The sequence below is a fragment of the Sphingomonas sp. ID0503 genome (genome assembly GCF_048565625.1).
Taxonomy (GTDB): Bacteria; Pseudomonadota; Alphaproteobacteria; order Sphingomonadales; family Sphingomonadaceae; genus JBLZUR01.
In genome coordinates, this window is sequence record NZ_JBLZUR010000002.1 from 1,396,838 (window position 1) to 1,414,890 (window position 18,053).

Below are 18,053 nucleotides of genomic sequence, written 5' to 3' on the forward strand. Positions count from 1 at the left end.
AGTGAGGTTTGTTCGTCAGCGCTGGTGGGGAGGCGCGGCGTGCCGCTATACGAAGAGTGGTGCGACACCACGAAAGAGAAAGACGGGCGCAAGGAATACTGGTGCCTCGTCGAAAAAGCCGGCGGGCGCGAGGCGATCCGCGCTTCTCTCGCGGAGACCGTCCGGTCCCACTACGATCGGCTCGAACGGATCGCAGATGATGTGGCGCGCTTGGGCTATGAGGGCGCAGCCGAAATCCTCCGGGCGCAGCTTCCGCAGACCGCCAAGGGACGCTCGGGTGATCTCGGCGAGATTCTTGCGACCGAGCTGGTCGAGGAAGGGATCGGCCTTCGCGTTCCAGTGCGTAGGCTCCGTTATAAGGACGGACGCAACATGGCGATGCGCGGCGACGACTTCATAGGTGCCGGCTATGGTGCCGGTGACGACGGAGAGCTGTGGCTTCTGAAGGGCGAAGCAAAGAGCAACAGGGTCTTAAGGAAATCGACCGTCACGGCAGCGCGCAAGGTTCTCAACCGTGACAGCGGCCGATGCACGCCGGACTCATTGTTGTTCGTTGCCAACCGTTTGCTCGAAAGCAACGAGGCCGACGACATCGCGCTCGGACGCGCGATCCGTGACGAGATAGGTCTCAAAGTGCCGCGCGCGGGTCGCATCGACCACATGCTGTTCACGATGTCCGGCAACGCGCCGCCCGCCGCTTTGAAAGAGGACCTGGACGCGGCGAGCACGAACCGGGACCAGTTTGTGGTGAACCTGCGGATCGAGGACCACCAGGAATTCATCAAGGAGATGTACGAAGAGGCGGAAAACCTTGGAGACGAGTGAGGAACTGCGGACCTTTCTCACCGCGGCGACCCAGGACGGAATCCTGCGTCGGTTGCTTTACCGAGGTGCCGCTTGGTCGCTGATGCGGACTGACGGCGTTTTGCCGGCGGACGCACCCGCGCTTGGGGCGACGATCGAAACCGACCTGGCCGAGCACGGCTTCGCGCTGCTGCGCGGCGCGATGGCGCTGCGCACCGGTGAAGGCGCATCGCCGCTGACCAGTAAGGCTTTCGAGCGAGCAGCCAACGCGTTCGAAGCTCTTGTCCGCAATGGCGATCCGGACGCGCCGGATCGTGGATTCCGTAGGACGATCGCGGCGGCTGCCTATCATCTCGCCGGCTATTCGGCCGTCGCTTACTCGCTGTTCAACGAGGTTCCCGGCGACCTCAATGCCGCGCCTGGCGAGACGGCGGTCATGTTGCTCATCCTGCGCGACCTTGACCGCCTTCGCTCCTATGTCCGCGATTGGCTGAACGACGAAGCGCATGGCGATGCACAGATGTCGGCCGAGCTGCGCGGCGAGGAAGCTGATCCCGACGAAGTGCTGGCAACGATCCTCAACACGACGATCTGCCGCGCCCTGGCTCACTTCGAATTCGCGCTTGCGACCGGGGATGAGGAGCCGTTGGAAACTGCCCGTGGGCTCCTGGCCACGGCCATCAGCTTGGCGAACAACGCTGAGAACGTGCCACTCTGGTGGATCTCAAATCTTTGCCGCCACCTGATCGATGATCTGTGGGCGCATTCGCTGCATCAAAATTTGCCGATCGATCCGCCAGACGGCGCCGAAGAGCGATATCCGGAGCTTCGGCAGCTCTTCATTGGCTCGCTGTTCGCCCGAAAGAACTCCGAGGTCGAGCTGTGGCCCTCACAGCGGGAGGCGGCGCGTCGCTCGACGGATATGACCGACGATCTCGTAGTCGCGCTTCCGACCAGCGCCGGAAAGACCCGCGTTGCCGAGATCGCTGCGCTGATGACGCTATCCGCGGCGCGCCGCGTCCTGATCGTCACGCCGCTACGCGCGCTGTCTGCCCAGACCGAGCGTTCTTTCCGCAAGACGTTCGCTCCGCTGGGCTTCAGCGTTTCGTCGCTCTACGGCGCAAGCGGCTTGTCCGCGGGCGACGAGGATGCGCTCCGGTCGCGGGAGATCATCATCGCGACGCCGGAGAAACTAGACTTTGCGCTTCGCAGCGACCCGAGCTTGATCGACGACGTAGGCCTGATCGTTCTCGATGAAGGCCATATGATCGGCCCGAGCGAGCGCGAAATCCGCTACGAGACGCTCGTGCAGCGCTTACTCCGGCGGGGGGACGCTGCCGATCGGCGCATCGTCTGTCTGTCCGCCATCCTTCCGAGTGGCGACGAACTCGACGATCTGACTGCGTGGATACGATCCGATCAGCCAGGCGAGCCCGTGCGGTCGGATTGGCGGCCGACGCGACAGCGGTTCGGCATGCTGACTTGGCGCGGACGCGATGCCCGTCTGACGCTTGATCTCACTGCGAACGGACCTTTCATCGATCGTTTTGTGGTCCAGAAGCCGCCGCTGGGCCGGGAGAAGAAGCCGTACCCGCGCGAGGCTGGTCATTTGGCCTTGTTCGCTGCGTGGGAGTTTGCAGGCCAGGGCAAACGGACGCTGATCTTCTCGACGCAGGCCAATTGGGTCGAAGGCTACGGCAAGCGTGTCGTCGACTTGTGCCGCCGCGGTTATCTGGAGCCGCTTCTCGACGACGAGGGTCCGATCGCGAGGGCGCTGGAAGTCGGAAAAGAATGGCTCGGTGAGGATCACCCTGCCGTTGCCAGCCTGAAGGTCGGTGTTGCCATTCACCACGGCCGCCTCCCGAGCCCGTTTCTGCGCGAACTGGAGATCCTGCTGTCGGAGGGCGTGCTGAAGGTTATCGTGGCTTCTCCGACGTTGTCACAAGGCCTCAACCTCAACGCGGCGGTGCTTCTTGTGCCGGCGCTCTATCGCTCTGGCGAACTCATCACCGGTGAAGAGTTCGCAAACGTCGCCGGTCGAGCCGGACGTGCGTTTGTCGACGTCGAGGGCCTTATAGTCCACGTCATGTTTGACCGGGTGGACTGGCGTAGTGGCGAATGGCGGCAACTGGTCGCCTCGTCGAAAGCGCGGACATTGCAGAGCGGCCTGATCCAGATCGTCGCCGAGATCCTGGAGCGTTTGACACGCGAAGGCGTTCTCGGGCGGGATGACGCCTGGGAATACTTGGCGAATTCGCGGGAAGGCTGGAAATCCGAGGCGGAAGAAGCGGCTGTTGCTGCCGAGCTGGCTGATCCCGACGCCGGCGATGATGACGATGAGGAAAACGAAGACGGTGATGGCGGCGGCGATGAAGAGGAGAACATCGAGGAAGAACCGCTGTCGCAGCTTGTCGAGCGTCTCGATGCCACCGTCTTCGGTTTGATCGAAGCGCTCGACGCTGATCGGGCGGACCTGCCACGGTTGCTCGATGAAGCGCTGCAGGGCTCGCTTTGGGCGCGCCAGATCGCCCGCGAGGGCGAAGCGACAGTCGCGCAACACCGGAGGGTCTTCGAAGCCCGCGCCAATCTGATCTGGAGCGTGACCACCCCGCAAGCGCGCAAGGGCCATTTCGCGATGGGCGTCGGGCTCGAGGCCGGCCTGGCCATAGACGCGATGGCTGACGAGTTGGGAGCGCTCGTCGATCGAGCTGATGCGTCGTCGCTGCCGGGTGATGTCGACGAACTCGCGGATGCTCTTGCCGGGCTCGCGGAGCGGCTGCTTGTCATGCGGCCCTTCATTCCGGACAAGAGGAACGCGCTTCCGGCAGATTGGCGAAGGATTCTCCGCCAATGGGTGTCCGGCGCGGACGTGACCGAGATCGGCCCGGACAACATGCGCGTGGTCGAGGAGGCCTTCACCTATCGACTGGTTTGGGCGCTCGAGGCGATCAGGACGCGGCGTCTTTCGCTGGGATGGTCGCCGGACATCATCCCGGGTGGCGGGGCGGCGGCGCTCGAGACGGGTGTGCCGCGGTTCATGATGTCGATGCTGATCCGTGCCGGCCTGCCGTCGCGCCGCGCTGCAATAGCCGCGATCGAAAGCGCCGAGCCGGTCTTCGTAACCCCTGCCGAGATGCGGGCCTGTTGGAATCGGACGAGATCACTGCCTTCACGGATTTGGGAGATTGGCCGACACCGGATACCGCAGCTCTCTGGGCGCGGTTCAGAACGGAAGCCCTGAGCGGCGGCATCCAAAAGTGGAACGTCGAACCCAATAAGCGCTTGCTGGATGTTCCCGCTGGCGGGCGAGCTCCTGGACCCGGCCTGTACCGGATCATCACGGATGCCGGCGACGGACAAACCTGGCTCGCAACTCCGGATTACCGAAGGCTGTTTGCGTTCAAGAAGCCTGCGGTCGATCCGAAGCCGAGTCTTTCTCGGGCCGAATTCCCGGCCGGACGACGTTGGTCGATGTGCTGCGGATCGGCCGCGGCAAGATGCGGTGGCCTCGCGCTGATGCTTGAGTCACGCCCCCTAATGAAAGTTCCGGCTCTTCACCTTTATCGTGTCGATATGCAGATCGGGGATGTAGATATCGCGGGTGCGCAGTCCCTTGGGTGGCAGCTCCCGCGGATCAGGACCGGAGCCGCCGTTGCGGACTTGGTCGCCGCGGCCATGCGGCAGCGGGAACGCCGCATCGCGGCTTCCCACGCTGGCAAGATCGGCCGAGAGGTCGGTAATCCGCTGAGCGACTAAGTGAACGACGTCGCCCTCGCGCTGGATGCGGCCGCGCACCGCCATCATGCTTGCCGACAGGATGGCGCGGCGGTTCGCCTCGAACACGTTGGCCCAGACCACGAGGTTGGCGATTCCGGTCTCGTCCTCCAGAGTGATGAACATCACGCCTTTCGCGCTGCCAGGACGCTGGCGGACGAGGACAATCCCGGCCGCCTCCAGCCAACGGCCGTCGCGCGTCGCCATTGCCTCGGCGCAGGTGACGATCCGTCTGCGGCGGAGGTCCTCTCGGAGGAAGCTGAGCGGATGGGCTCTGAGCGTCAGCCCGACATGTCCATAGTCTTCGACCACCTCGCTGCCGGCGGTCATGGGACGCAGCGCGACGGTCGGCTCGTTGATCTCGGGCACGATTTCGGCCTCGCGCGCGGACGCAGCAGCGAAGAGGGGGAGCGGCTCGTCTCGCAGAGCTTTGATTGCCCATAGGGCCTCGCGACGCGCAAGCCCGAGCGCCGGGCGAAAGGCGTCGGCCTCGGCGAGCTGGACCAGAGCCGCTGATGGCACGCCGGCACGCCGCCAGAGATCGGCGATCGAGGCGAAGGGCTGGTCGGCACGCGCAGCGACGATCGCGGCTCCATGGGAATTGGCGAGACCTTTGACCATCCGCAGGCCGAGCCTGACGGCGAAGCGACTGTCGTCCTCCGTTGGTTCGAGCGTGCAGTCCCATCGGGACGCGTTGGCGCAGACGGGCCGGACATCGACGCGGTGTTCGATCGCATCCCTGACGATCTGGGCGGGCGCGTAGAAGCCCATGGGTTGGGCGTTGAGCAAAGCCGCGCAGAATATGTCGGGATGCCAGCATTTCAGCCAAGCGCTGGCATAGGCGATCAGTGCAAAAGAGGCTGCGTGCGATTCCGGAAATCCGTAAGAGCCGAAGCCCTCGAGCTGCTTGAACGTGGCCTCTGCGAAATCGCGCTGATACCCGTTGTCGACCATACCCTGGATGAGCTTCTCCTTGAAGCTGGAGACGCCGCCTGTGAACTTGAAGGTGGCCATCGACTTGCGGAGCATGTCGGCTTCGCCGGGAGTGAAGCCGGCGCACTCGATCGCTACGCGCATGGCCTGCTCCTGAAAGAGCGGCACGCCCAGGGTTTTGCCGAGCACCTTTTCCAGCTCCGGCTTCGGAAAGACGACGGGTTCGAGACCTTCGCGGCGGCGCAGGTATGGATGGACCATGTCACCCTGGATCGGCCCCGGTCTGACGATCGCGACCTGCACGACAAGGTCGTAAAAGGTCCGGGGCTTCAGCCTCGGCAGCATTGACATCTGCGCACGGGATTCGATCTGGAAGGTGCCGAGTGTGTCGGCTCGCCGGATCATCGCGTAGGTGCGCGGATCCTCGGCGGGGATGGTGGCTAGGTCGAGATTGACGCCCTTGTGGTCGGCAAGCATGTCGAGCCCGCGCTTCATGCAGCTCAGCATCCCCAGCGCCAAGACATCGACCTTCATGAAGCGCAAGGCGTCGATATCGTCCTTGTCCCATTCGATCACCTGGCGGTCCACCATCGCCGCGGGCTCGATCGGGACCAGCTCGTCGAGCCGGTCATGGGTCAGGACGAATCCACCCGGATGCTGGGACAGGTGCCGGGGCGCCCCCATGAGCTGGCGCGCGAGATCGAGCGCCAGGCGCAGCCGTCGGTCGCCAAGATTTAGGTTTAGCGCCTCGACATGCTTCTCCTCGACGCCTTCCGACCAGCCCCAGACCTGGCCTGAGAGCGTCTTGATGAGGTCTTCGGTGAGGCCGAGCGCCTTGCCGACATCGCGGATCGCGCCCTTGGTGCGATAGCGGATCACGGTCGAGCACAGCGCAGCGTGGTCCCGGCCGTAAGTGTCGAACACCCACTGCATTACGATTTCGCGCCGCTCGTGTTCGAAATCAACGTCGATATCCGGCGGTTCGCGTCGCTCCTCGCTGACGAACCTTTCGAACAGGAGGTCGTTGCGGCCGGGATCGATCGACGTGATCCCGAGGACGTAGCAGACGGCGGAATTTGCTGCTGATCCACGACCCTGGCAGAGAATATCCTTGGATCGGGCAAACCGCACGATGCTGTTCACGGTCAGGAAGTATGGCGCGTACTCGAGCTTCTCGATCAGGCGCAGCTCGTGCTGCAGGGACGCTCTGACGGTGTCCGGCACGCCCTCGGGGTAGCGGGCATCCGCGCCTTCCCAGACGAGTTTTTCGAGCGTCTCCTGCGGCGTGAGCGTCGGATCATCTCGCTCCTCCGGATATTGGTAAGCCAGCTCCTTCAGGTCGAACCGGCAGCGCGCCGCGATCTCTATCGTGCGGGCGACTGCCTCGGGATTGCGCGGAAACAGCCGGTACATTTCCGCCGGCGGCTTCAGGTAACGGTCGCCGTATTCGCGCCGGTCGCCCAACTTGTCGATGGTGATGCCGTGACGGATGCAGGTCACGACGTCCTGCAGGATACGTCGGTCCGGCGCGTGGTAGAGCACATCGTTGGTGACGACGGCCGGCACGCGCATCTGCGTCGCCATGTTCGACAGCTCGTGGATACGGAGCTGGTCGTTGGGGCGGCGCCGGAGGGTCAGGGCAAGATAGGCACGGTCCCCGAAGGCCTCGCGCAGCCGGCGGAGCTGGAACCCGCAGGTCTCGTCTGGCTCTTCCGGAACGAGGATTGCGAGCAAACCTTCGCTGTAGGCTACGAGATCGGCCCAATCGAGGATGCACTTCGCCTTGCCGCCGCGCTTCTTTCCAAGCGACAGCAGCCGGCATAGCCGGCCATAGGCCGCTCGGTCGGTCGGATAGACCAGCACCGACATGCCGTCGGCGAGATCGAGGCGACAACCGACAATTAGGCGCACCCTCGTCGTTTTCGCTGCCTCGAAGGCGCGAACTATGCCGGTGAGCGAATTGCGGTCTACGACGGCGACAGCCTCGATACCCTGGATCGCGGCCTGGGCGAACAGCTCCTCGCAGGATGAGGCACCTCGCAGGAACGAGAAGTGGGAGGTGACCTGCAGCTCGGCGTAGCGGGTCATCCGAACACCCCATGCAGAAACCAGCGCTGCGATCCCGTATTGGGATCTTCTCCGTCGCCGGAGCGGAAGATCCAGTAGCGCTCGCCGGCGTCATCCTCGACTCGAAAATAGTCGCGCACGGCCGTCAGCTCGGAATCGCGTCGCCACCATTCGCCGCGGATGCGTTCCGGTCCGTCAGCCTGCCGAACACGCCGGCGGATGCCCCGCCAGGTGAAGGCGACGGGAGGATGGTCGGGCAGAAGCGCCATAGTCTCGATCGGTTCTGGCGAAGCCAACAGTCGCGATGGTCGTGGCCAATGACCCGGCCAGCTCGCGCCGGTCTCGGGCGCCATCGGAGGAATGCGCCGTACTGAGCGCTCGGGGACCTCGGTGGCTACCGGAGCCGCCCGGTAGAGACAGCGCTCGCCAACCCGGTTGATCAGCGTGTCGACTAGGTCGGAGACATCCGGCGCGCCATCGTCGACCATGGCTGTGAGCGTTTGCTTCTGCGAGAGCGGCTCGGCGAGCGTCGCGGTGAGACTCAGAATCTCGATACCGAAGCCGGGCTCGATCGTCTCGATTTTGTCGGTCAGCAGGCGCGTTAGGCGCTTCACGTCGCGCACCGGCATGGCGGTGCCGACACGGACGGCCTGCATGCGATTGTCGACCCGGTGACAGATCAGGTCGAGGCGCTTGGCGCCGAGGCCCTTGGCTTCCAGTTCGGCGCAGAGCTGGACAACCAGCTTGCCGACATAGCGGGCGATCGTCTCGGCCGCGCCGATGGGCTCGGCGAAATTCCGCTTTACCTCGATCAGCTCGTCAGGACGGATCGGATCGATCGGTTCGCTGAGCAATCCCAGGGCCTGGTCGAGGCGGCGACCGAGCTGCGGCCCGAAGCGCAGGGCGAGCGGAGCGCGCGGTTGCGCGAGAAGATCCCCGATGCGTTCGAACCCGAGAACATGGAGCGCTGCGGTCATATCTGTCGGGAGGCGCAACGCCGGCAGTGGCAGACCGGCCAAGATCGCGCTGCCGTGACCGGGTGGCGCAACCACGATCGGCTTAGCGGCATAGCGGGCCAGGGCGTGCGCAGCGCCCCAAGTGTCGGCGATAGCGGCACGGGCGCACACTCCGGAAGCGGAAAGCCGGTCGACCAGGCCGGCCAGCATCGCGTCTTCTCCGCCATGGAGATGATCGGCCCCGGTCGAATCGATCACCAGCCCGTCCGGCGCATCGGCCGCGACGATCGGCGCGTAGCGCTGGAGCATCCACAGCGCGAGGCGGTCGAGAGCTCGAGCGTCGGCCGCCTCGTCGTGGTCGCGGACCACGAGGTTCTGCACGAGAACCCGAGCCTTGGTCGCGGGCATCCCTACGCGCACGTTGGCGGACTGGGCCGCGGCGTCAACCGCCAGCACCACCTGCTTTCTCCCGTCGCGGCCTATCAAGGCGAGCGGCGCCTCAGCCGGAGGCGCCGCGTCGCCAGCCTTCCGCCGGAGCCGGTCGGTGGACCAGCTCGGCAGGAAGAGCGAGACGACCCGTGTCATCACACGCCTCCACTTCAAAATCTGCACTTTCGCCCGCACGGGCGCGGATGAGTTCGAGGAGCCAACGATGGCGGCCGACGCCGGGCACCGGCAGGGTCGCCGAGGGAATGACGGACACGCGCCACCTGGTGGCGGCGGCCGTCGGCTGGCCGAAATCAGAAGCCTCGGTCTGCCGGCGCCAGCGCCTCAATGCGATGCCGATCGTGCCGCTGCCTTCGGCGCAGAGCTGAAGGCGCCGCGATGCGGTCATGTCGAGCCGTGCGACTTCGCCGACGACGGCGCCAAGGCCGCCATGGCGCAAGCCTTCCTCGACACAGGCCAGCACGGTCTTGTCGTTGCCCGCCTCGACGTAGATCACGCGATCGGGCGAAAGGCCCGCCTGCGCCAACGCTGGGGCGAAGAGATCGGGCCGGGTGATGACCCAAAGAACCTTGCCCCTGGTTCTCGCTGCGATCCCGGCGGCGAAGAGAGCGGCGGCCGCACCGTCAACGGCACCGTTGCCGCCGCCGGCAATTTCATGGAGTGCGCCGAGCGTGAGGCCACCGCTGGGAAGGCGCGAGTCGATCTCGGCGATCCCGAACGGAAGCACCGATTTCACGCGCCGGCCTCTGCCTTCGATCTTCTCGATCTGCGCGCGCAACGACTCTATGGCGGGCTCGGGCCGCAAATTCCTCGTTGACCTCCGGGGACGGGTTTAGCATCATGTTCTCTATTTGTTCTAACTTTCAGAGCCGTGAGTCAAGGGCCGAGTCTGCACAGGGCGACTTACGGCCGGGTGTGGTCATAGCCGTTCGATCTCATCGGCGGCGAACCATCCCTGTTTTTGAACCTGAGCAGCCAGAAGGTCCGGGCTCTCGGTGTAAGCCACCAAAGCAAGGCTCTTCTGTGCTCGCGTGCATGTGACATAGAGAAGGCGACGCGTGCGATCGACACCAGTTTCCCCGCCATCCGACCGATCTGTTGTCGCTTTTACGCCCAGAAGCCTTTCATACGAGAACATGAAGCCTTTTGCTTCGCTGTCATCCAGAACAACCAGGACCCGATCAAACTCAAGTCCCTTCACGCCCTGATGAGTGCCATATGGACCTTTGTCGCTGACGTATTCCGCGAACGGCTTCACTTGGCTATACGCGGTCTCCAGGAACGCTCGCCAAGCCTGAAGGCTGGAAGGTGAAGCTTCTGCTTCCTCTTCCGGCTCTTCTTCAACTGCTTCTTCCGGGGTTATCGAAGCAGGGTTCGAAGAATCCTCTGCGTCTACAAATGGTCTGAGAGCGGCTGGGATCTCGAATAGCCCATGCCTCGCTGTACATTCTAGAATGTCTAAGAAGCGCGCCTCCGGCTCGGATGACGCAATTGCGGTCAGTTCATCTACGGCCGCTCGAATAGGGGCCAAAGGGTCGCCCGGCGAAGGAGTCTGCGCCAGAGCATTTCGCTTCAGGAGCGGTGAAGTCTTTCTTAAATGGGCCATGACTGCGAAGCGGTCTCCTGCCTGAGCCGCGGCTAACAACGGCTCCACTCGCTCCGTAAACAAGCGGAGGCCCGCGAGTTCGCCCTTTCTAAGGCCAGTCCCAAGCCTGGAGTCGCTGTCGAGAGCCTGAAACATTGGGAGAAAGCCGCGCCGGGATGCCGCCATGTGATGCTCGAGCGTCAGCGTCTTCACGGAAGCATCGTCGTTCCAGCCGTCGTCGCCGCAAATTTCGGCCATGCGCTCGCGAACACGCCCCTCAGCGGCGGGTTTATCTGAGGTGCTGGCAGGCGCTATAAAGATCCTGGCGACACCCTTCGCGCTGTCGTCTCGGGCTATTTGCGTCTGCCCATCGACGGCGGCCCGGAGGACGTTGCCGAGTTGAACGATCCGGCGCGGCGACCGGTGGTTCATCCGTTTAACGGGACGAGCCCATTCTGCAGGAATGTTCTGTCCTAGCTCAGGATGACCGTCGGAATAAATGCGCTGCATTGTGTCTCCGAAGAGACCGAGCGCGAATTTTCCCTTGTGCAAGGCTGCGAGGGAAAAGAACGCCTCTACAAGCGACTTGTTCGTGTCCTGACTCTCGTCGATCAATAGAAATGGATATTTGTTGACAAGAACCGCCTGCATCGAAGGCTTGGACAAAATGAATGAGGATGTGATCTTGAGAACTTCCGAGTGCGATAGTGAATCCGCGCCGAAATTGTCGCCGTTCGGATTGTAGGTGAAGCGCCTTGGCGTAGCGAGCCATTCGAGACGTTTGATCGTCGATGCAATCGCTCGCTCACGATCCTGAGCAGCTTTCGAGCCTGCGCGGCCCTTGGCTTGCTTCTCTCGAAGTTCCGCCAGATCCTCAGGAAGAGTCTTCAGCAGCCAGGCTTGGATGTCCGTGTGATGTGTCCCAATCTGGCTCCAACAGAAACTGTGAATCGTGGAAATCGGAAACAGCGCGTCCTGACCAACGCGCGCGGCAATCTCATCTGCCGCCGCGTTTGTATATGTTATGACCGCGACCTTCTTCCCAGAACGCCTGAAGCCAGCGCCGAAGCTATCGCGGAAGTAGTCTAGCGCCTCCTTCAACGAGCGCGTCTTCCCTGATCCCGCGCCGGCATAAAGGAAAAAACTCTTCGGAGCGCCGGGGTCGAGGCAGGCTTTAATCTCACGATCGACACTATCGTCCGTTTCCGGAGGACCGAGCTCAATTTCCAGCAAACTCATGCTCCAGCTCCCGTAGGCACGCTGTCGCTAATCTCGCGGGTAACTGCGTCCTGGAACCATTTGAGGCCTGCACGGATATACTCGGGTGGCTTCAACGCGGTTGGATCCTTGAGCATCAGGCAGTCCAGCGCGAATGCCGCTTTCTCGGCCGTTTTCAGAAGTTCGAAGAGTTCATCTTCGAGCTCGTCTCCGGTCACACCACTTGCGACGATTTCCTTGATGCTGTCGCTAGTACGGGACCCTTCAACAGCAGAAATTACGTCCAGATTCTCGAGCACGAGAGCGTCTTCGAAGGTGCGCGGAATTATGTATTGCGGGCTACCGTCACCGCCTGCGATCGGAACCGGTTTTTGGTAGGCGACGTAGAGCGCATACCCTTCGGTCGTTATCGCTGCGTGCTGTTCCGGCTCCAGCGCTATCAGATCGTCGATGTTCTCCTTTCGCGGGTGCCACTCCTTCAGCACCTGATTGGCGGACTTCTGGTTTGCGCCGACCTTAGGCCTTGCGGCCTTCCACCGCGTTGTCTCGCCGCCAGTCTTCAGAGGAACCTTGGTTGCGACCGTGGCGTCGAGGTCGCTGATTATCAGCGTAGCCAAGCCCAATTCATCGACCAGATCCCTGAAGCTGTGCGCGTGGCTGCCACCAAGCTCGAGAAGTGTCGTGTAGCGCCGCGCCAGTTCCGGGAAATGATGCCGGATGAAGTGCGGGACAAGGATGCGCTCAGCTTGACCCTCCACGAATACGATGCCGTCTGCGAAGAAAAGATCGCAGTGGGTCGCTTTGAGATATCGACGCACGAACCGCTTTGTCTCGTCTCCCGGCCCAAATATATACGACAGGTTGGCAACCGTGGTGGTGGGAATGTCCTCTTTGGAGGTGGCCGGCCGTCGCCGGAAATAGCGAAGGTTGGCGAAATCCGCCTCGTGCGCGACATGGCTCGAATGCGTGCTCACTACGAGCTGAGTGCAATAGGCTGTCTTCTCACCGAGATCATCGTGCTTTCGAAGAAGCGCGTAGGCCTTGTTGATAAAGACCTGCTGGACTTGCGCGTGGAGATGAGCTTCAGGCTCCTCGACAAGAACGAGATGTAGCGGTGGAATTTGATCCTGCGGCGTGAGGTCTGCTTCGGCCGAGGCTTTTCCAACTCGCATCCATTCATCTCGGTATCCCATGAGCATGAAGACCATTGCGATGAGATTTTGATAGCCTAGACCCGAATAGTCTTCTGGAAGCTTCAGGAGCTTTGAACCGTCCCCGGTAGGATCAGCAATTTGGTACTGTACCGCCGAGCTGTGTTTAAGCCCGTCAGTCGCGTGGAGGAGCGTTGAAATTTTGAGCTTCGGATTTGTAATCCCAGGATAGCCGAGATCCTCTAGTTCCGCGAAAGCGGCGGCAAATCCAACCTGCAAGCGTTTGTCAAAGCTCTGCTCAGCCGTTTGGATTGCGCCTAAGGCCTCGAAGTCTTCCTCAGATGGCGTCTTCGCCGGGTCGAGGTGGCGGTCGTAATAGGATCGAAGCTGATCTGAGAGGCGGCGCTTGAAGCGACGTGTTGTTGGCTCGTAGCCATCTTCCGAGCTGGAGGACCGCTCCGACGCATCTGCGAAATCGCGCTGTGCGGCGATCTCATCGATCTTGATGAGATTTTTGAAGGGCGACCTGTCGAGGGGAAGAGCAGTGTCTGAAAGGGACTGTGGGCATGCGTAGCCCTTGATTGGTTCAACGACTGCCGACGGATCGAGAACGAACGCCCGAATGTCTATATGAGCGCGGAGGCGTCGTTCTAGGAAATCAGTCAAGCACCTTGGCCATACCTGAACTTTCACAACCTCGCCGTTGGGGCCCTTCGCGACCGCATCCCGAGCTGCGTTGCGCTGAAGAAGATACTCCGCCTTCAGCTTCTCAATATCAGCGACTCGAAATTGCAGACGGACACCGAGTAGGCCGCCGTTCCAATCGAGGGTCGGGAGAATGTGAACCACGTGCTGAATTTCGGAGACAGGCACATCGAGCCAAACATCTAGCGCTGGCAGTAGCGCATCCAGCTCTACATCGGCCTCGGTATCACCCTCCCAGGCCTCTCCGAGCGCGTCAATTTTGGGCCAGTTGGCGATTGTAATGTCGCGGAGTGCGAGGCGCGCCGGGGACAGCAGGAAATAGCGGAGGGCGACCATTGCGGACGTCTTCCCGCTATTGTTCGCTCCGACGAAAATCGTGGTCTTCTCGTCAAAATCAATGTGAGTCGACTTCAGCTTTCGGAAGTTCGAGACTTCCACAAATTTAATTTTCATCAGCCCATCCCCCAGTAGGGCTTTACCCCATTCCTGTCGCACGCCCTAGGTATTGTTGATCACTGCAACGTCCACAAATTATCCAGCTCTATCCGGACCTCTCTCTGAGCGGGTTGAGGATATTGATCCCGAGAAAATCGCGCTCATTGTCGGTGACGACGACGCAGTCGTTCGCGGCGGCGATGGCGGCGATGATTGTGTCGAGCCCGCTACGCGGACGGCCTGTGGCTCTACCTTCTGCCATCAACTCCGCCCAAACGAGACCGGCCCGTTCGTCGAAAGAGAGGATGCGCCCAGCGAACAAGGCCTGCGGACCTTGTGGCCCGCTGAACCAGGCATCGAGTTGGTCCCGACGTTTGCCGGCTGGCTTTTCGAGTACGCCTCGGCGCAGCTCGGCAAGCGTTAGCGATGCGATAAAGAGGTCATCGTCGGACTGTTCAGCCATCCAGGCGATCAGCGACTCCGATGGCTCCGGCTTGGTGAAATTGCTGATGATGTTGGTGTCGAGCAGGTAGCGCATCAAATATCGACCTTCCGTCCGTCCTCACGCGGACGGGTCAGGTCGAGTTCGGAGCCGATAAGGGGCGAGGCCAGCAGCGCCTTCAGGATACCCCCCTTTTTCGGGGGCTCGCCGGAAATGGACTGTTTGACGGCCGCGCGCAGTCGATCGGCGTCGGAACCGCCCTCGGCCAGACGCTTGGCGACTGACCGAATCAGCTCGCGGTCGTCGTCGCGACCGATAACCTCGAACCGCGCCATACCCCGCTCGGTCAGGCGACTGCGATAGTTGTCGATTGCTCGGCGCTGAGGACTCTTGCTCATTCTGGCTCTCCGGACTATAACCGGTAATATAACCAGAGCGCCGGGAATCTGCAAGGCCGACAGGTCGCGAGGGCGGATTCGGACTTTGCCGAGGAAACCTTAATGCGCAACAAGCCCGCCAAACGTACTACGCTAACGGGTGTTCGCGCCGTCGCCCGCACTTCATTGCACTATGCGGCGGTTTCAGATTGCCGCCGAGAGCTTTCCACGGCCGCCGTTCGGCGCCAAATGCCGCAAACCGAGGTTCGCATTAACACTCTGAATGGCTTGGAGAATTCATTGCTTAGCACGATCATGTCGTCATGTCGGCAAAGCAATCCATCACTGAAATCGAACCTGAGATCGACGATTTCTTCGACTATGCGGAGACGGGCTTTTATTCGCCCGCGCGTGAGCGTCGGCCACGAAAGGTCAAGTCCCGGCCGCGCGTCGTGGCCGAGTGGCCCGCCGGCGTCACGGAGGCGGAGCTGGACATCCTGGAAATCCACCTCGCTGACATCCTGGACGAGATATTCGATCCAAAGAACTGAACTTACTAAAGGAGGCGTCGCGTGAAAGCCAAAGCGAACCTCGCCTTGGCGACGCCGGGGCGTGCTGCACTCTATCTTCGTGTCTCGACGGGACGACAGGCCGAGCACGATCTATCGATCCCGGACCAACGTCGGCAGCTCCGAGCATACTGCGAGGCCAAGGGAATTGAGGTCGTCACTGAATACGTCGAGCCCGGCGCATCCGCGACCGACGACAAGCGCCCCGAATTCCAGAAGATGATGGACGCTGCCTCTGAGAAACCAGCGCCGTTCGATTGCATCATAGTTCACTCATTCTCGCGGTTCTTCCGGGACCAGTTCCAGCTTGAGTTCTATTTTCGCCGACTTGCCAAGAACGGCGTGAAGCTGACTTCGATCACGCAGGACCTGGGGGACGATCCGATCAGCGGCATGATGCGCCAGATCATGGCGTTGTTCGATGAATACCAGTCGAAGGAAAACGCCAAGCATACACTCCGCGCCATGCGCGAGAACGCCCGGCAAGGATACTGGAACGGCTCCAGGCCGCCCTACGGATATCGGATCGTCGCGGCAGAGACGCGTGGACAGCGTACCAAGAAGAAGATCGAGCCCGATCCGTTACTGATCGACAACGTCAAGCTCATCTTCCGCTTGGCGCGTGTCGGCGACGGGGATGGGCCGATGGGGTCAAGGCAGATTGCCGGATACCTCAATGATCGCGGCATCCGAACGCAGACTGGCGGACGGTGGGGCGTCGGCGGCGTCCACCAGATACTGACCCGCGAGACCTATATCGGGAAGCATCGCTTCAACGTGTCTAGCTGGCGGAAGGGCGTCAAGAACCCGGCGGACGAAGTCGTCAAGGTCGAGGTCGAGCCGATCATTGCCGTAGAAGAGTTCGAGGAGGTCCAAGCGATCATGCACTCGCGCAGCCCGCAACTCCGGGCGCCCCGTTTCGTGAGCGGCCCGACCTTGCTCGGCGGCGTGGCGTTCTGCGCCGATTGCGGTGGCGCTATGACGCTTCGAACGTCCGGAAAGGGTACTGAATACCGCTACTACACCTGCTGCACGGCTGCGCGGCAGGGTCCGAAGGGCTGCAAGGGCCGATCCATCCCCATGGACGAACTGAACGACCTTGTCGTCAGCAGCGTGGTCGATCGCCTCCTCAGCCCGCATTTCCTCGAAGAGGCGCTCAGCGCGCTATTGAAGCGCCGGGATGAGGCGGCGGAACGCGAGACGGGAAGGATCATCGCACTCAAGCGGAACGCCTTGGACGCAGAAAACAAGCTGACGCGTCTCTACGAGGCCATCGAGGCGGGCTTGGCCGATCTGACTGACTCAAACCTCAAGGGGCGCATCGCGGAACTGAAGAGGATTCGGGATTCGGCCCAGGCCGATGTGGAGCGGGCAGAAGGTCGGCGGGGAGAGAGAATCGAAATTACTCCACAGGCCCTCCGGACATTCGCGGCCGCAGCAAAGGACCGGATGCGGGGCGAAGATGGTTCTTTCCGGCGGAACTACATCCAGCAGCTCGTGCAGCGAGCCGAAGTGGGAACCGACGAAATTCGGATAGTGGGATCGAGGGCCCGGCTCCTCCAAACGCTCGTAGCGTCTGGAGGAAAGCCTGGAGTGGAAACTGCGGCGCACGGCGTTCGCAGTTTCGATCTGAAATGGCTCCCCGGGCAGGATTCGAACCTGCGACCATTCGATTAACAGTCGAACGCTCTACCACTGAGCTACCGAGGAACAGCGCATCCGCGCGCCCGAGGTCGCCCTCGGGAGGCGCGCCTATAGCAGCGGGTTTGCTGCCGTTGCAAGCGGGTCAGACGACGAACTGTTCCATCGCGATGCGATCATCCAGCGCATGTTCCGGATCGAACATCAGAGTGAGGGCGATCGACCGGTCTGCGGTCACCTCCACCGTCTCGACGTCGCGGACTTCCTCCTGATCGGCGACGGCGCTGACGGGGCGCTTCACGGGATCGAGGACACGGAACTTGACCGGCGTGCGGTCAGAAATGATCGCGCCTCGCCAACGCCGGGGCCGGAAGGGGCTGATCGGCGTCAGCGCCAGCATGGCCGAACCGATCGGCAGGATCGGGCCGTTCGCCGAAAGGTTGTATGCGGTCGATCCGGCCGGCGTGGCGACCAGCACGCCGTCGCAGACCAGCTCCGGCAGGACCACGCGGCTGCCGACCGTCACCTCAAGCCACGCGGTCTGGCGTGTTTCGCGCAGCAGCGAGACCTCGTTGATGGCGGAGGTGGTGACCCGCTCCCCATCGACGGTCGTCGCCTCCATGTGGAGCGGCGAGACGGTGAAGCTCCGGGCGCGGTTCAGCCGGGCGCCGAGGCTGTCGGGGTTCCAGTTGTTCATCAGGAAGCCGACCGTGCCCAAGTTCATGCCGAATACCGGCAGGATGCGGTGACGGGCCATCATGTCGTGCAAAGTCTGGAGCAGGAAGCCGTCGCCGCCGAGTGCCACCACCATCTCCGCCTCGGCGAGCGGCACCCAGTCGTAGCGTGCCGACAGGACCTCACCGGCAGAGCGTGCCGCCTCGCTGGTGGAATGGAGCAGGGCCATGCGGCGCATCTCGCTCAACGGCTGGTCCCTCCTCGCACTGACGTG

12 protein-coding genes and 1 tRNA gene are annotated in these 18,053 nt (G+C 62.3%); 4 read left to right on the plus strand and 9 right to left on the minus strand.

All coding sequences use genetic code 11. The features are described 5' to 3' along the window. Positions 1-39 precede the first annotated feature (39 nt). A complete protein-coding gene (locus ACM608_RS07755) occupies positions 40-825 on the plus strand; it encodes a Hachiman antiphage defense system protein HamA (RefSeq protein ID WP_419682652.1) in 786 nt (261 codons plus the stop codon). Continuing rightward, positions 812-4,045 (plus strand): DEAD/DEAH box helicase, encoded by a 3,234-nt coding sequence (locus tag ACM608_RS07760; protein WP_419682653.1) that lies wholly within the window; start codon positions 812-814, stop codon positions 4,043-4,045. Before ACM608_RS07755 ends, ACM608_RS07760 begins: the two co-directional genes overlap by 14 nt. 293 nt (positions 4,046-4,338) lie before the next feature. Here the strand turns inward: ACM608_RS07760 and ACM608_RS07765 are convergent, their stop codons facing one another. The 7 genes from ACM608_RS07765 to ACM608_RS07795 all read right to left on the minus strand — a co-directional run bounded on the left by ACM608_RS07765 (position 4,339) and on the right by ACM608_RS07795 (position 14,915). After that, positions 4,339-7,599 (minus strand): error-prone DNA polymerase, encoded by a 3,261-nt coding sequence (locus tag ACM608_RS07765; protein WP_419682654.1) that lies wholly within the window; start codon positions 7,597-7,599, stop codon positions 4,339-4,341. Then, positions 7,596-9,119, minus strand: coding sequence for a DUF6504 family protein (locus tag ACM608_RS07770; RefSeq protein ID WP_419682656.1), 1,524 nt, complete (start codon positions 9,117-9,119; stop codon positions 7,596-7,598). The genes ACM608_RS07765 and ACM608_RS07770 overlap by 4 nt, the downstream gene beginning before the upstream one ends. Next, complete coding sequence (locus ACM608_RS07775) at positions 9,034-9,759, minus strand: ImuA family protein (RefSeq protein WP_419682657.1); 726 nt, start codon at positions 9,757-9,759, stop codon at positions 9,034-9,036. Before ACM608_RS07775 ends, ACM608_RS07770 begins: the two co-directional genes overlap by 86 nt. A 141-nt stretch (positions 9,760-9,900) precedes the next feature. Further along, a complete protein-coding gene (locus ACM608_RS07780) occupies positions 9,901-11,805 on the minus strand; it encodes a UvrD-helicase domain-containing protein (RefSeq protein ID WP_419682658.1) in 1,905 nt (634 codons plus the stop codon). Next, on the minus strand, positions 11,802-14,093 hold the full coding sequence (locus ACM608_RS07785) for an AAA family ATPase (protein WP_419682659.1): 2,292 nt from the start codon (positions 14,091-14,093) through the stop codon (positions 11,802-11,804). Before ACM608_RS07785 ends, ACM608_RS07780 begins: the two co-directional genes overlap by 4 nt. A gap of 88 nt (positions 14,094-14,181) precedes the next feature. Then, on the minus strand, positions 14,182-14,613 hold the full coding sequence (locus ACM608_RS07790) for a PIN domain-containing protein (RefSeq protein WP_419682660.1): 432 nt from the start codon (positions 14,611-14,613) through the stop codon (positions 14,182-14,184). Next, on the minus strand, positions 14,613-14,915 hold the full coding sequence (locus tag ACM608_RS07795) for a hypothetical protein (RefSeq protein ID WP_419682661.1): 303 nt from the start codon (positions 14,913-14,915) through the stop codon (positions 14,613-14,615). The genes ACM608_RS07790 and ACM608_RS07795 overlap by 1 nt, the downstream gene beginning before the upstream one ends. A 302-nt stretch (positions 14,916-15,217) precedes the next feature. Here ACM608_RS07795 and ACM608_RS07800 point away from each other — a divergent pair, with 302 nt between their 5' ends. Together ACM608_RS07800 and ACM608_RS07805 are read left to right on the plus strand one after the other, a co-directional pair. Beyond that, entirely contained in the window at positions 15,218-15,445 is a 228-nt protein-coding gene (locus ACM608_RS07800; protein WP_419682662.1) for a hypothetical protein, read from the plus strand. Positions 15,446-15,466: 21 nt separating this feature from the next. After that, positions 15,467-17,140 (plus strand): recombinase family protein, encoded by a 1,674-nt coding sequence (locus ACM608_RS07805; protein ID WP_419685133.1) that lies wholly within the window; start codon positions 15,467-15,469, stop codon positions 17,138-17,140. Here the strand turns inward: ACM608_RS07805 and ACM608_RS07810 are convergent. Further along, positions 17,099-17,173 (minus strand) — tRNA-Asn (locus tag ACM608_RS07810). The genes ACM608_RS07805 and ACM608_RS07810 overlap by 42 nt on opposite strands. A 76-nt stretch (positions 17,174-17,249) precedes the next feature. Beyond that, positions 17,250-18,017, minus strand: coding sequence for an NAD kinase (locus ACM608_RS07815; RefSeq protein WP_419685135.1), 768 nt, complete (start codon positions 18,015-18,017; stop codon positions 17,250-17,252). Positions 18,018-18,053 lie beyond the last annotated feature (36 nt).

What these genes read in the sequence shown, in the direction of transcription:
- ACM608_RS07780 (WP_419682658.1), bottom strand. Translation starts at nt 11,805, where the DNA reads ATGAGTTTGCTGGAAATTGAGCTCGGTCCTCCGGAAACGGACGATAGT.
- ACM608_RS07785 (WP_419682659.1), bottom strand. Translation starts at nt 14,093, where the DNA reads ATGAAAATTAAATTTGTGGAAGTCTCGAACTTCCGAAAGCTGAAGTCG.
- ACM608_RS07795 (WP_419682661.1), bottom strand. Translation starts at nt 14,915, where the DNA reads ATGAGCAAGAGTCCTCAGCGCCGAGCAATCGACAACTATCGCAGTCGC.
- ACM608_RS07770 (WP_419682656.1), bottom strand. Translation starts at nt 9,119, where the DNA reads ATGACACGGGTCGTCTCGCTCTTCCTGCCGAGCTGGTCCACCGACCGG.
- ACM608_RS07765 (WP_419682654.1), bottom strand. Translation starts at nt 7,599, where the DNA reads ATGACCCGCTACGCCGAGCTGCAGGTCACCTCCCACTTCTCGTTCCTG.
- ACM608_RS07790 (WP_419682660.1), bottom strand. Translation starts at nt 14,613, where the DNA reads ATGCGCTACCTGCTCGACACCAACATCATCAGCAATTTCACCAAGCCG.
- ACM608_RS07800 (WP_419682662.1), top strand. Translation starts at nt 15,218, where the DNA reads ATGTCGGCAAAGCAATCCATCACTGAAATCGAACCTGAGATCGACGAT.
- ACM608_RS07815 (WP_419685135.1), bottom strand. Translation starts at nt 18,017, where the DNA reads ATGCGCCGCATGGCCCTGCTCCATTCCACCAGCGAGGCGGCACGCTCT.